Annotated in this window: 12 protein-coding genes; 6 read left to right on the plus strand and 6 right to left on the minus strand. The window is 71.1% G+C overall.

Features of this window, described 5'->3' with window-relative positions:
• The 3 genes from GWK61_RS46490 to GWK61_RS46500 form a co-directional block, all read left to right on the plus strand.
• Positions 1-965: ThiF family adenylyltransferase (locus GWK61_RS46490; protein WP_194919303.1), on the plus strand; the 965-nt coding region annotated here is incomplete at its 5' end.
• Positions 962-1,711: a hypothetical protein gene (locus GWK61_RS46495; RefSeq protein ID WP_194919305.1), complete on the plus strand. Its 750-nt coding sequence runs from the start codon at positions 962-964 to the stop codon at positions 1,709-1,711. The genes GWK61_RS46490 and GWK61_RS46495, both read left to right, overlap by 4 nt.
• A 45-nt stretch (positions 1,712-1,756) precedes the next feature.
• Complete coding sequence (locus tag GWK61_RS46500; RefSeq protein ID WP_194919308.1) at positions 1,757-2,389, plus strand: hypothetical protein; 633 nt, start codon at positions 1,757-1,759, stop codon at positions 2,387-2,389.
• 57 nt (positions 2,390-2,446) lie between these two features.
• Here GWK61_RS46500 and GWK61_RS46505 read toward each other — a convergent pair whose 3' ends face one another.
• Both GWK61_RS46505 and GWK61_RS46510 read right to left on the minus strand, forming a co-directional pair.
• Positions 2,447-3,406: a glycoside hydrolase family 130 protein gene (locus tag GWK61_RS46505; protein WP_194919310.1), complete on the minus strand. Its 960-nt coding sequence runs from the start codon at positions 3,404-3,406 to the stop codon at positions 2,447-2,449.
• Positions 3,407-3,865: 459 nt separating this feature from the next.
• Positions 3,866-4,054, minus strand: a complete 189-nt coding sequence (locus GWK61_RS46510) for a hypothetical protein (protein ID WP_194919312.1) — start codon at positions 4,052-4,054, stop codon at positions 3,866-3,868.
• Between GWK61_RS46510 and GWK61_RS46515 the strand changes: the two genes are divergently transcribed.
• The gene (locus GWK61_RS46515) at positions 4,053-4,697 is read left to right on the plus strand and encodes an MHYT domain-containing protein (protein WP_194919315.1); all 645 of its coding nucleotides are present in this window, start codon (positions 4,053-4,055) and stop codon (positions 4,695-4,697) included. The genes GWK61_RS46510 and GWK61_RS46515 overlap by 2 nt on opposite strands.
• Positions 4,698-4,838: 141 nt before the next feature.
• On the opposite strand, the gene GWK61_RS46520 is transcribed toward GWK61_RS46515, so the two are convergent.
• Positions 4,839-7,136, minus strand: coding sequence for a glycosyltransferase (locus GWK61_RS46520; protein ID WP_194919317.1), 2,298 nt, complete (start codon positions 7,134-7,136; stop codon positions 4,839-4,841).
• Positions 7,137-7,790: 654 nt separating this feature from the next.
• Here GWK61_RS46520 and GWK61_RS46525 point away from each other — a divergent pair.
• Positions 7,791-8,414 (plus strand): hypothetical protein, encoded by a 624-nt coding sequence (locus tag GWK61_RS46525; protein WP_194919319.1) that lies wholly within the window; start codon positions 7,791-7,793, stop codon positions 8,412-8,414.
• 188 nt (positions 8,415-8,602) lie between these two features.
• Here the strand turns inward: GWK61_RS46525 and GWK61_RS46530 are convergent, their stop codons facing one another.
• Together GWK61_RS46530 and GWK61_RS46535 are read right to left on the minus strand one after the other, a co-directional pair.
• On the minus strand, positions 8,603-10,492 hold the full coding sequence (locus GWK61_RS46530) for a hypothetical protein (protein WP_228564078.1): 1,890 nt from the start codon (positions 10,490-10,492) through the stop codon (positions 8,603-8,605).
• 45 nt (positions 10,493-10,537) lie between these two features.
• Positions 10,538-11,257: an SDR family NAD(P)-dependent oxidoreductase gene (locus GWK61_RS46535; RefSeq protein WP_194919321.1), complete on the minus strand. Its 720-nt coding sequence runs from the start codon at positions 11,255-11,257 to the stop codon at positions 10,538-10,540.
• Positions 11,258-11,482: 225 nt separating this feature from the next.
• Between GWK61_RS46535 and GWK61_RS46540 the strand changes: the two genes are divergently transcribed.
• Positions 11,483-11,980: a MarR family winged helix-turn-helix transcriptional regulator gene (locus GWK61_RS46540; RefSeq protein WP_323748067.1), complete on the plus strand. Its 498-nt coding sequence runs from the start codon at positions 11,483-11,485 to the stop codon at positions 11,978-11,980.
• An 85-nt stretch (positions 11,981-12,065) separates the two neighbouring features.
• Here the strand turns inward: GWK61_RS46540 and GWK61_RS46545 are convergent.
• Positions 12,066-12,505 (minus strand): LytR C-terminal domain-containing protein (locus GWK61_RS46545; protein ID WP_194919334.1); only part of this gene is annotated, 440 nt, incomplete at its 5' end.

The following is a 12,505-nucleotide window of genomic DNA, read 5'->3' on the forward strand; positions in this document are numbered from 1 at the left end:
GTGTTTTGGCCGGGGCCGAGGGCGGTGGCGCGAGCGGGCGGGATCCGGGGGTGGTGTTGTTTGCGCGGAGTGAGGGGATTCTGTCGCCGGCGTTGCGGGATCGCAGGGTGCTGATTGTTGGGGCCGGGTCGGTGGGGTCTTATATGGCCGAGGTTTTGGCGCGGAGTGGGGTTGGGGGGTTCACGATCGTGGATCCTGATGTGGTTGAGGCCGTCAATGTGGGGCGGAGTGCCTATCGGGTTGCGGATGTGGGGTTGGGGAAGGCGGTGGCTGCTGCCGAGGTGGTGTTGTCCGTCAATCCTGGGGCGCGGGTTGGGGTTTTTGCCGCGCGGCATGAGGATGTGGATTTGGCGGCGTTGGTTGGTGATGCCGATGTCGTTGTTGTGGCTACCGATGATCCGGGGGCGCAGGCTCGGGTTGGGCATTTTGCTTATTGGGCTGGGCGGCCGGCTGTCTTTCCGGGGCTTTATCAGGGTGCGCGGGGTGGCGAGATCATCGTGGCGGCGGGTGGGAGTGCTTGCTTCGCGTGCGCGACTGGTGGGGTGCGGGCTGATTTGCAGGAGACCGGGAGTGGTGAGGTTGCCGCGCTGACTGATTACGGCACCGGGCGGCTGGTGGCAGAGCCGGGCTTGTTGGCCGACGTGCATCACGTGGCGGCGATTGCGGCGAAGGTGACTCTCGGGCTGCTCCATGAGCCGGATGACGACGTCGCGGCGGCGCGCTTCGCGTACGGCATCCTCAAGGCCGGCACCACGTATGCGGTCTTCGGGCACGAGCCCGAGTACTGGATCTTCGATGAACTGATGCGTGCCGCGCCGGCGCAGTACGCGTACCAGTCGCTGTGGTTGTCGGTGACGAGCCGGAGTGACTGCCCGGTGTGCGGCGAGCCCGAGGGGCGGACGGATCCTTCGGCTTACCAGGAACCCGATGTCGACTTAATCAGGGCCCTGAGGGACTCGCGATGAGTGCTCTGTATCCGGCGCCCTCCACCGTGGCTACGAGCTGGCTTGCGACGCTGCGGACGACCCTCGCGCGTCTTGCCGGCCAGGTACGCGAAGGCCCGCCGATCGATGTGGAAAGCCTTGCCGCGCAACTGGAATCCGAGTCGCCGGAGGCTGCCGAACTTGGCAGCGTGTTAGGCGTGATGTTGGAAGAGTTCGAGGACAGCATCAGTGGGCTGACGGAGGCCTTCGGGCTGGTGCCGTCGACGCTGCTCATCGCGCTCGGGCGTGGCGAGGAGATCGGCGAGCTTGATCCGGTGGTTGCGGGAGCGTTGGGGGATGTTGGGGAGGTTAGGGCGCTGACGTCGTCGGGGACGGTGACGATCGAGAAAGACGGGCGCTCGACCACGCTCATCGCTGCGACGACCGTTGGCGCGCCGGTCGGGCCGGTGCGGATCGCGTGGCCTGGGCGGGAGGATGTGTGGCTCTGCGCTGTGGCGAGCAAAGGTGGCGCGACCGTCGCGGCAAGGGCAGCGCTGGAGCGGATCCTGCCCCACGTCGGCGTCAGTCGGGCGCACCTCAGGACGGCGCACCTCAGGACAGCACCCGCAAGGCCCCCACAGAACGCCCCCACAGCCCTCCACGCCGCCCTCCTGGCCATCGACCCCATCGCGGACCCCGACCTCGTCATGGCCCGCCTGGAAGGCTGGCGCGCCGCCCTCGAACAGCTCCACCGCGGAGCGGTGGCCATCCACTGGGAGCAGTCCTGATGGAGCCAGTCCTGATGGGGCAAGTCCAGATGGAGCACCCCTGACATGGCCAACGACGACATCGCCAAGATCCGCACCGCGATCGCCCGCCAGGAAGGCCGAGTCCCCCGCGCCGTCATCCGCCCCGGCCGCCGCCACCGCCCGCACCTGCGGCCGGCGCCGCAGACCCGCGGCGAGTTCGCACTGGCGCTGCTCTCAATCGTGCTGACGTTCCTGGCCCTGCTCTTCAGTCTCACCGCGGGGCAGTTGGCCGCGTTCTGGGTCGGGGACCACGCGCAGAGCGGCGGGAAGGCCTGGCCGGTCTTCAGGGCCCTGGGTTACCGACCGTGGCGGCTGGGCGGCGCCGCGTACCTGTACCACGCGATGGTGGTGGAGTTCCGGCTCTTGCCGTGGATCACGATCGTCGCGGTGCTGACCGCCGCCGTGGCCCGTCCGTATCAGGCGGTGCTGGCGGCCTTCGCGGCCGGGATCGTGGAGGACAACTGGTGGCTGCACCTGCCGAGCTACGACTTCCCGAAGTGGTTCGCCGACCTCGTCGACAAGCAGCGGACGCTCCTGGAGCACCACGACCCGTGGCAGGCCTTCGGGATCCTGCTGGCGTCGGCTCTGTTGGCCATGGCCTGGGCGGAGCGGACCCAGGCGGAGCGGACCCAGGCAGAGCGGACCAAGGCGGCCTGAACCGGCTTGGTCGGCGCGTCCGGTTGGGTGGCCCCGGAGCGCGCCGTCACGCGGTCGTCAGCCGTACTGGAGCAGGTAGTCCAGGACCTCGCTCATGGAGGCGGTGGCCATCGCGATGCAGGAGTCGGCCGCGCCGTAGTACAGCCGCAGGTCGCCGGTCTCCTCGTCGTGGATCATCCCGGTGGGGAACACCACGTTCGGCACGTCGCCGTGGGTCTCGTAGTCGGTCGCCGGGCCCAGCACCCACTGCGGGGAGCGGCGGATCACCTTCGCCGGGTTCTCCAGGTCGAACAGGACCAGGCCGGCGCGGTAGAGCGGGCCGGCGGCCATCTGCTTCACGCCGTGGTAGACGCCGAGCCAGCCGTGCTCGGTCTCGATCGGGGCCGGGCCCAGGCCCATGCGGGCCGCGTCCCACCAGGCGCCCTCGCGGCTGGCCATCACCGGCTCGGGGTTGCTCCACTGGCGCAGGTCCTCGGAGCGGGACATCCACACGTCGGCGCGGCCGTCGTGGCCGGCGTACGGGCGGTGGTACAGGCAGAACTCGCCGTTGACCCGGCGGGGCAGCAGCGAGGCGTTCTTGTCCTCCGGCGGCAGGATCACGCCGAGCTTCTCCACCGACTGGAAGTCCTCGGTGGTGGCCAGGGCGACGCAGGGGCCGGAGGGGCCGTAAGCGGTATAGGTGATCACATATGCCGAAAGTTCGGCCACGTAGGTGATGCGGCAGTCCTCGACGCCCCACATGCTGGTGTGGTCGGCCGGGTCGTCGGCCAGCAGCGGCTTGGGGTCCACGCGCCAGCCGTGCACCCCGTCGGGGGAGCGCGCGACCGTGAGGTGTGACAGGCCGCGGCGGTCCTCGACGCGGCACAGAAGCACCGTCTCGCCGTCGTGGCTCGTGGCGCCCGGGTTGAAGACGGTGTTGATCTGGTAGGGCCAGTCGTTGGCCGTCAGGATCGGATTGGCAGGGTCCCGGCGGAACAGTTCGCCGTGGGGGCTGGTGGTGCCGAGCGGGGTCGACATCTTTTGCCTCGCAGGTGGTCTGGTTGCGAACAGGTTTCGATCTTCGCAAACGGCACAGTTCGCCGCTGGAAAGCACCGACTGTAGCGCTCGTGATCACGCCCTGTCTGGACAACACGCTAAACGCAGGCGCCAACAGGGCCTTTCCATTCACGGGCCGTGATAGCAGCTCCCGGTCTTTTCGCCACGACCCGCCACGCACAAGGAATCACGGGCCATGGCGGCGCCAGGGTCGATTGTGTGACGAAGGCCACAGCGCGCCGGCACAAGCGCGCCACCCCCTGATACACAGCCGGGCGCCACCCCTATGATTACTCGGCCGTTGACGGATCGCCTGCTGTTCACCTGCTCGCGAGGTCCCGGACGGCAGCCACCACGCTGTTGTCCGTCCACGCTGGGAAGAGGTGTGCGCTTTTGCACGTCAATGGTTTCACCTACGGTCCGCTGACCCCCCTATTGGCCTACTTCATGTCGTTCTTGGGCTCGGCGATCGGGCTGCAAAGCGCCTCGCGGGCCCGGGTATCCACCGGCGGATCCCGGGCGCGCCCACCCGTCACCCACCACCGCCCGTTGAGGAGGCGCTTCGCGCCGCATGGCCAATAGGCCGCGATGGCTTCAATTGCCCTCGGCGGCACGGCCATCTGGGTCATGCACTTCATAGCCATCCTGGGATTCACGGTGCCGGGCGTCGAGATCCGCTACGACCCGGTGCTGACGGTCGCAAGCCTGGTCGCGGCCATCGCCTTCGCCGCCGCCGGCCTGACGCTGGTGGTCCGGCGCGACGGCAGCACCAAGGCGTTGCTGCTCGGCGGATTCGTCACCGGTTCGGGCGTCGCCGGAATGCACTATCTGGGGATGGCGGCGATGCACATGACGCCGCAGGTCCACTACAACCTGCTGGTGATCGCGGCCTCGGAAGTGGTCGCCGTCGTCGCCGCGACCGCCGCGCTCTGGTTCGCGCTGCGGGTTCGCGGACTGCCGTCCACCATCGGAGCCGCGATCGTCATGGGTGTGGCCGTCACCGGAACGCACTACACCGGAATGGCTGCGGTGCACGTGACGGCGACCGCCGCGATGGATCCGACGCTCTCGTCGGCCGGGATGCCGGTCACCGCGGACGCGGTGCCGACCGGGATGTCGGCCTCGGCCCTGCTGACGCCGCTGGTGCTCGGGATCAGCGTCACCACCACGATCCTGCTGCTGGTGGTGGCGATGGCGCCGACCGAGCGCGAGTTGCAGGAGGAGCAGCGGGCCGTGGAACTGGCCTCATCGCTGCGGGAACGCGCCTACTAGCAACTACCGGCAACGACGGATCAACCCCTGCAACGGGTTCGGCCCTGTACCACACCGTCGCTCTCGCGAGGCGTGGCACAGGGCCGGTGTCGCCGGGACGGGCCGAATCTCCAAGGCGCGCCTGGAGTTCCGGCCCCCGGGTCACACCAAGTCGGCGGACCGCAGGGCCAGCAGCGCCTGGTAGTACGCGAGCGTCGACTCAGCCCCCTGATTCGGGTTCGCGTCGGACTCGCGCAGCCCGTCCCGGCCGCCGCCGCTGCTCGCGTCGTACAGCGGCAGGCCCAGCCGGTTGGCTCCGAGGAACCAGCCGAAGGCGCGCCGGGCCCGGTCGGCGTAGAACTCCCGGCCGGTGACGCGCCAGGCCTCGACGCAGGCCTCGACCACCGCGGCGGCGTCGATCGGCTGCTCGTCGCCCTCGTACCGCGGTGGCAGCGCGCCCTTGCGCCGCCACAGGTTCCCGATCAGCGCCAAGTAGCCTTCGGGCTCCTCCCCCGGACCCGGCGAGCCCGACTCCCCAAGCCCGACCTGCCCGAGGTACCAGTCCAGGGCCCGCAGCGCGTCCTGCACCACGGCGCCGTCCCCGGCCCGCTCGCCGCCGGCCAGCAGGGCCTGCGGCAGGCGGGCGTTGTCGTAGGTGAGCTCGTTCTCGAACCACGGCCAGTCGTCGGTGGCCGTGGCCCGGAGCGCCGCCTGGAGCCGCGCCACGCCCAGCGCCAACTCGGGGGTGGGCTCCGGGACGCGCACCAGCCCCAGCAGGGCGTAGGCGGTCGAGCGGACGGTCGTCATCGCCCGCAGCGCGGGGCTGGCCTGCTCCAGCAGCACCGCCGCGCGCTCGCGGTACTTGTCGGGCACCGAGTCGCCCGCGGCCACGGCGCCGAGGGACCACAACAGCCGCCCGACATGATCGCCGGTGTGCGGCTCGTCGAGCCACACACCGGTCGCGTCGCGCATATTGCGGGAGCCGAGGGCCGAAGCGTCGTAGCCGGCCTCCAGGAAACCCAGGGATGTATCCAGCCAGTCGTGCGGGTCGGCGCCCTTCAGCTCGCGCACGGGAACGTCGCACAGTCCGGCAGCGACGATCGCCAGCCGGGACACGTCGTCCACGCAGTAGCCGGACCCCAGGTCCGGTTTAGCTCGGTCGCTGAACTGGACGATGCCGCCGGAGTCGGTGATCCGGTTCAGGTGGGTGGGTTTCAGCTTCGGCACGTCGACCCGCGCCATGCCGGCGGCGTCGGTGGCCACGGCGTCGGGCACGGGGCGCGTACGGCGGGCCGCGGTGGCCCGTGCGATCCCGGCGAAACGACGGGCCACCGCGGTCCAGTGCAACCCCGCGCCCCGGGTCCTGGCGGCCTCCCTGGCGCGCTCCATGCGGTCCGGGTCGGACAGGAGGGTGTGGAGGGCTTCGGCGTACGCCTCGGGGTCCTCCGGCGGGACCGTGATGCCCGCGCCGCCGGCGAGCATGTCCTCGGCATAGAAGTACGACGTCGACACCACCGGGCAGCCCGCGGCGACGGCGAAGGTGAGGGCCCCGGACGAGATCTGCTCGCGGGAGCGGTAGGGGGTGCAGAAGATCTCGGTGCGGGCCAGGACCGCGGAGATCTCGGCGTCGGTCAGGAACAGGTCGAGGAAGACCACGCGGTCCTCCAGCTTCGCGCCCTTCACGGCGAGGACCAGTTTGTCGCGGTAGTGCTCGCCCTCCTGGCGCACGATCTCCGGGTGCGTGGAGCCGGCGATGAGATACGTCACGTCGGGATGCTGCTCCGCGATCCGGCCCAGGGCCGCTATCGCGGTCTCCAGGCCCTTGCTCGGCGAGAGCAGACCGAAGGTGGACAACAGGCGGCGGCCGGCGAGCCGGTCCAGGGTGGCGGCCACCTCCGGCCGGATCTCGCCGCCGCTTCCGGGCGGCGGCGCGCCGTGCGGGACGTGCACGATCCGGTCCGCCGGGGCGATGCCGGTGTCCACCGCCAGCCGGCGGGCGGTCCCGGTGAACACGGTGACGGCCGCGGCGTCGCGGCACAGCCGGTACAGGGTGTCGGCCTGCGAGGAGCTCGGCTCGGAGAGCACCGTGTGCAGGGTGACCAGATAGGGGACGCCGAGCCGGTGCAGCTCGGCGGCGAAGTCGGTGATCCAGGCGCCGTCCGGGCCGCCGAAGATCCCGAACTCGTGCTGGACGACGACCGCGCCGACCCCGGACGCGGCCACCCGCTGGGCCGCCCTGCGGTAGTCGGAACGCTCGTCCTGGCGGATCACCGTCCGCACCGTCGCGGGGTATGCCAGTCCGTCCCGGTCCAACGCGCAAACCTCCACGCGCACGTCCGGAGCAGCATCGTTGAGCGCGACGGCCAGGTCGCGCGAGTAGGTGGCGATGCCGCACCGTCGCGGCGGATACGTGGAAACGATCGCGAGTGTTATGCCGATGTTCGAGACAGTCCCTGCCATGACCTCTCATACCTCTCTCCGTCGTCACTAAATACGACGGAACCGGCAAGCCACTCTAACGTTACTCAGTGGACTTAATCAATACTCTTAGACACATTGCCGGTCCCGCCGCGGTGAGCAGCGCGGTTCAGGCACCGCCTTTGGCAAGCCGCTGTCCGGCCGAAAGCGGCCCGCCCCACCTGCGCCTGTGACGTGGGCCGCTTGACAAGCCCCCGGGAGCGGCATGGTTTAATAGCGCCATGACCGGCGCTTGCATCACGTGCTGCGCGACCTGCCATGGGACGAAAACCCATATGGCCGGCCGCGTATGCCGCATGCGCCGAATGTGCGGCCGCTGACGTCCGATAGCCCGCTGGTACGGATGACGCGAGGGTTCGCCCCCGCTTCACCCGGAGGGCACCTTCCAGCCGCCGTACACCTGTAGAGGTAACTCTGATGACAGTCCTCCCGAGGCCGAGCCTCAGCGCCGTCACCCCCGTCCGCCGCACGCCGGATTACCGGTTGTGCCTGCTCACGCACCGGGTCCCTCCCCGGATTCATAAAACGTGCCGCCGAATGCGCCGGGGCGTACCAGCCAATGCTGTCTGCGTACGCCCTTCCCGGACCGTCGACCCCGATTTGTGAGTTTCGCGAACCCGCTGAGGAGCACCCGCGATGGACCCCCGCCGCCTGGAGAAGATCTACGACACCGTCCGTGAAGAGCTGGACGGTCTGGACCGCTTCGAGATCGAGCAGCGCGCCTGCGTGGCCCGCGCCCGCTGGCACGCAGCCTCGACAAGCCCCAACGCCAATCCTGAACAACGGGCCCTGGCCGGGGCCCGCGCCGCGGCCATCGGCCGGATCCTGATCCATCTGCGGCGGACCTGGACCGACGAGTACGGCGCCGCCGACCACGCGGCCCGCGCGCTGGCCGCCGAGCGCGTCGACCCCGAGGTCGCCGCCGGGGTGCGGGCCGCCGGGCACCCGGTCGGGGCGCGCGTCGAGGTGGTCGGCGAGGAGCGCACCGGGGTCGTGCAGCAGATCCTGGTCTCGCGCGAGGAGGACGGGTACTACGCGCGCTGGTACGTGGTGCACGTCGCGGAGCTGCAGTTGTGCCGGGCCTACGGCTGCGACGAGCTGGAGACGCTGGAGCCGGAGCAGGCTCCGCTGGCGCCGGCCGCGCAGCACTCGGCGGCGTCGTTCGCGGCGCTGGCCGAGCGGGCTGAGCGCGCCGAGCGGGGCTCGGTGACGGTGCGGCACGGGCAGCGCGGCGGCCGGCGGGTGCTGGCCGCGGCCTGAGGCAGAGCAGAGCGGGGCAGGGGTGGCGAAGCCGGATCCGGCCTCGCCACCTGGCGGCTGCGGAGGCCGGAAACCGCCGGATGGCGTGTCGAGCGCCGGTTTCCGGCCAGCGGACGTGACGAACGACACACAGGCGCGGCCTGAGCCGGTTACCGGGCTGCTGGTTGCCGATCGCCGGGATCGCCGGGTCACCGCCGGAAGAAGTCCCGCACGTTCACCAGCAACAGCAGCAGTGCGGCGACACCCATCGCGACGAGGAAGCCGTCGCGGGCGTGGCGCGCCGTCCACTCCAGCACGCTGATCACCACGCCGGCCGCGACCAGGATCACCGCGAGGCTGACCGCCGTGGTCAGCAGGCGGCGGCGGGCCAGGGCCTCCAGCGCGGCGAATATCACCAGGATCCCGAGCAGTGTGGGGATCTTCTGGCGGTCGTCGGGCAGCAGCAACACCGTCGCCACCGCCAGGAACAGCAGGGGGACGCTGACCGCGGCCCAGATCTGCAGCAGGATGCCGTGGTGCTTGCGGTCGCCGGGGACGTAGGGCTTGTGCGAGCGGGTGACGTGGGCCTGCGGGTCCTGCGGGGGCAGGCCGCCGCGTTCCAGGACGGTCAGGTGGACCGTGCGCTCCTCGGCCATCGCGGTGCGTTCCCGGATCAGGCTCATGACGGACTGCTCGGCCACGCGCGCCTCGCCGAGGCGTTCAGCCACGGTCTTGGCGGTCTGGAATTCCGTGTTCAGGGACAGGACTTCGGCGTGGCGTTCCCGCGCTCGCTGTTGCAGGAGGTCGGTCTGCTCGTCGGCTTCGGCGATGCGGGTGTCGAGGCCGGCGACGCGGCTTTCCAGGCTCTGCGCGAGGCCGGTGTCGTCCGGGGAGACCTTGTGCAGGCCGGCCCAGCCGAGCGGGTCGGCCCAGGAGAAGCGGACGGTGCCGTCGCGCTCGTAGCGCGGGCCGGCCGGGGCGCGCTCGCCGCCGGCCCAGTCGCGGGTGTCGACGCCCCACAGGCCGCGGAAGCCGCGGACCCAGGGGGTGTCGTCGTCGATCAGGACCGGATGCCATTCGCGGTCCTCGCCGGGGCCGACGCGGGTGCCGTCGCCGCGGGCGTAGTCGATGAAGGGGATGCCGAAGCCGTGGTCCTTGCTGCGGGCCCGGCGCAGCATCGTCTCGGCGGCGCGCTTCCACCAGCGGGCCGCGGTGCCCAGGAAGCGCGGGTTGACGGTGACGAGGTAGTCGCCAGCGAGGAAGGCTCCGGAGTGGGAGCCGGCGCCGGCGAAGACCACGGGGTGGGTGCCCTCGGCGACGGTCAGGTCCGGGTCGTCCCAGCGGCGGCGGAGGTCGTCGCCGGTGTAGTCGTGGGAGGAGAAGGCGACCCAGCGCGGGGACAGGGTCCGCGGGCCGTCTTCGACGGCGGCGGGGCCCTCCGCGAGGTAGACGGTCACCATCTCCCAGTCGGCCTCGTGGTCGTTGACGCCGCCGAAGGTGGAACGCCAGTCGTTGGCCGCGTAGAAGTACCAGTACTGGAGGATTGCGTAGCCGCCCTGGCGCACGACGCGGCCGTAGTACGGGGACACCGACGCGCCGCCGCCAGCGTGGTACTGCTCGGCGGCCTTGGTCATCACGCCGCCGGGGACGGTGCCGCGGATGAGCAGGCTCAGGCGGAGCAGGACGTCGATCAGGCGGGCGACGAAGCCGACGGCGGCGAGACGTCCGGTGCGGCGGATGCCGGTGGGGTGCGCCTTGCGCCAGCGGCGGACCTCGCCGCCGCCGGCGGGCTTGAGGACGTAGCGGAGGAACAGGGGGCGGTCGGGCTGGCGGTCCGCCGCTTCCAGGAGGCCGGCGAGGTCGAGTTCTCCGGCCGGGACGAGTTCGGTTTGTTTGTCGCCGTCACCGTCGCCGTCGCGCCAGAGGCTCGCGGCGGCGACGTAGCGCTCGATGTCGGTCGGGAGGAAGTACTCGCCCTTGGTGTAGGCCAGGATCGGCTCGTGGGTGCGGAGCAGGGCGAGGTCGGCGGGGGCGAGGTCGTCCGGGGCGGTGGTGAGATCGCCCGGGTCGGCGAGGTCGACAGGGTCGGCGGCAGTCATCGATGCCGACGATAGGTCACGGCGATCATCGCCGCTCGCCGGATCTCAGCGGGTGGTGAACGCGCCGCCGTTGACGTGGATGGTCTGGCCGGTGATGTGGCGCGCACCCTCGGAGGCCAGGAAGAACACGGTCTCGGCGATGTCGCGGGGCGTGCCGGCGCGCTTGGTGTGGGTCTCGGCGATGAGGGCCTGCTCGCGGGCGTCGGTCATGGCGCCCTGGAAGAAGTCGGTGTCGGCGACGTAGCCGGGCGAGACCAGGTTGGCGGTGACGCCGCGCGCGCCGAGCTCGGCGGACAGGATCGCGTACCAGGCGCCGAGCGCGGCCTTCGCGGCGCCGTAGGAACCGCCGCGGCGTTCGGCCCCGATGGAGCCGACGGCGACGGCGGTGCCGCCAGGCGCGAGGACCGGCTTGAGGACCGTGGTGGTCAGCACCGCGCTGAGCAGGTTGCCGTCGAGGTCGGCACGCCACTGGGCCAGGACGGACTCCAGCTCGGTGGCGGCCGGATCCGGCTGCGCCCGGCCGAGGCCGCCGGCGGCGTTGACCAGGACGTCGAGGGTGTCGAAGCGGGCCGCGAGGTCCTCGACGGCACGCGGATCGGTGGCATCGCAGACCACGCCGGCCGCGCCGAGGTCCTTGGCCGCGGCCTCGACGAGCTCGGCCCGCCGGCCGGTGATGACGACACGGGCGCCGTCGGCGGCGAAGCGCTCGGCGACGGCGCGGCCGATGCCTCGGGAGCCGCCGGTGACGAGGACGGTGCGGGTCATGGTCCCCTCCTGGTATGTTTAGGGCTAAACGTTTAGACCTTAACACGGAGATCGGCGCAGAGGCGGGCTCGATGGCCGGCGCCGAGACAAGCAGGCACGCAAGCCGCGCAGGCACCAGAACACCGCCGAAGAGGCACACAAGCACATCAAGATCCCGCAGCCAACGCCAGAAGCATGCCAGCACCGAAGCAACACCCGAGCCGGACCGACCCGAAGGAGCCGCGTGTGAGCACCACCGCCGCCGAGATCGCCGAGGCGTGGCGCCGGGAGCGCCCGGGCACTCCTGTGGACTCGATCGAGGTTTTCACGCCGATTGTGCGGTTGGCCAAGATGCTCGGTGATGATCGGACTCGGGTGCTGCGGGCGGCCGGGATCGATCGGGCGACGTTGGATCTGTTGTCGGTGCTGCGGCGGGCCGGGGCGCCCTACACGCTGACCACGCGGGAGCTCACCGCGCGGACGTTGGTCACGGCCGGGGCCATCTCGCAGCGGGTGGCGCGGGCCGAGCAGGAGGGGCTGGTCACCAGGGCTCCGGATCCGGCGGGGCGCAAGGCGGTGGCGGTGGCGTTGACCGACGCTGGGCATGCGGTGGTCGAGCGGTCCGTCGACGCGGTGCTCGGGCGTGACTCCGACTTGCTCGGCGGGCTGAGTGCCGAGGAACGGGAAGTGCTGATCCCGCTCCTCGGCAAGTTGGAGGACTTCGTCAGGGCGCAGAGCACCTGAGCAGAACTGCGCCGCAGCAGCCAGCCATCCGCCGCGTCGGGCAGCCGGCTGTCACGACCCTGCAGCTGTCACTACCCCGCTGCCGTCACGACCCCGCCGCCGTCACGCACTGGTTGGAGTCCGCGGCGTTCAGCCCGGCCGCACTCGACAGCGCCGCCGAGGGCAGCGCGCTCGGCACGGACGAGGTGGCCGCCACCGGGTTGTACACGTCCCCGCTGGCGAAGTCGGCGCCGACGCGGACCACGATCGGTGCGCTGCCGTCGCCGCCCTGCTGCACGGCGGAGGCCGGCAGCTGCAGGGCGGCGGCGACCGCCTGCGCCGCGGCCTGGTGCTGCGGGGTGCTGTAGTAGACGTTCGTCGTGGCGACGTCGCCGGAGTAGCTGACGCCGGTGGCGTTCTTGAAGCCGTCGGCCTGGAGGGTGGCGGCGAGTTGGCGGGAGCGGCCGGCGTTGGCGGTGCCGTTCTCGACCACGATCGCATCGGTCACCGCGGCGGGGCTCAGGGTGCCGGCCGTCGCCGAGGGCG

Source organism: Catenulispora rubra, assembly GCF_015356825.1.
GTDB classification, from domain to species: domain Bacteria; phylum Actinomycetota; class Actinomycetes; order Streptomycetales; family Catenulisporaceae; genus Catenulispora; species Catenulispora rubra.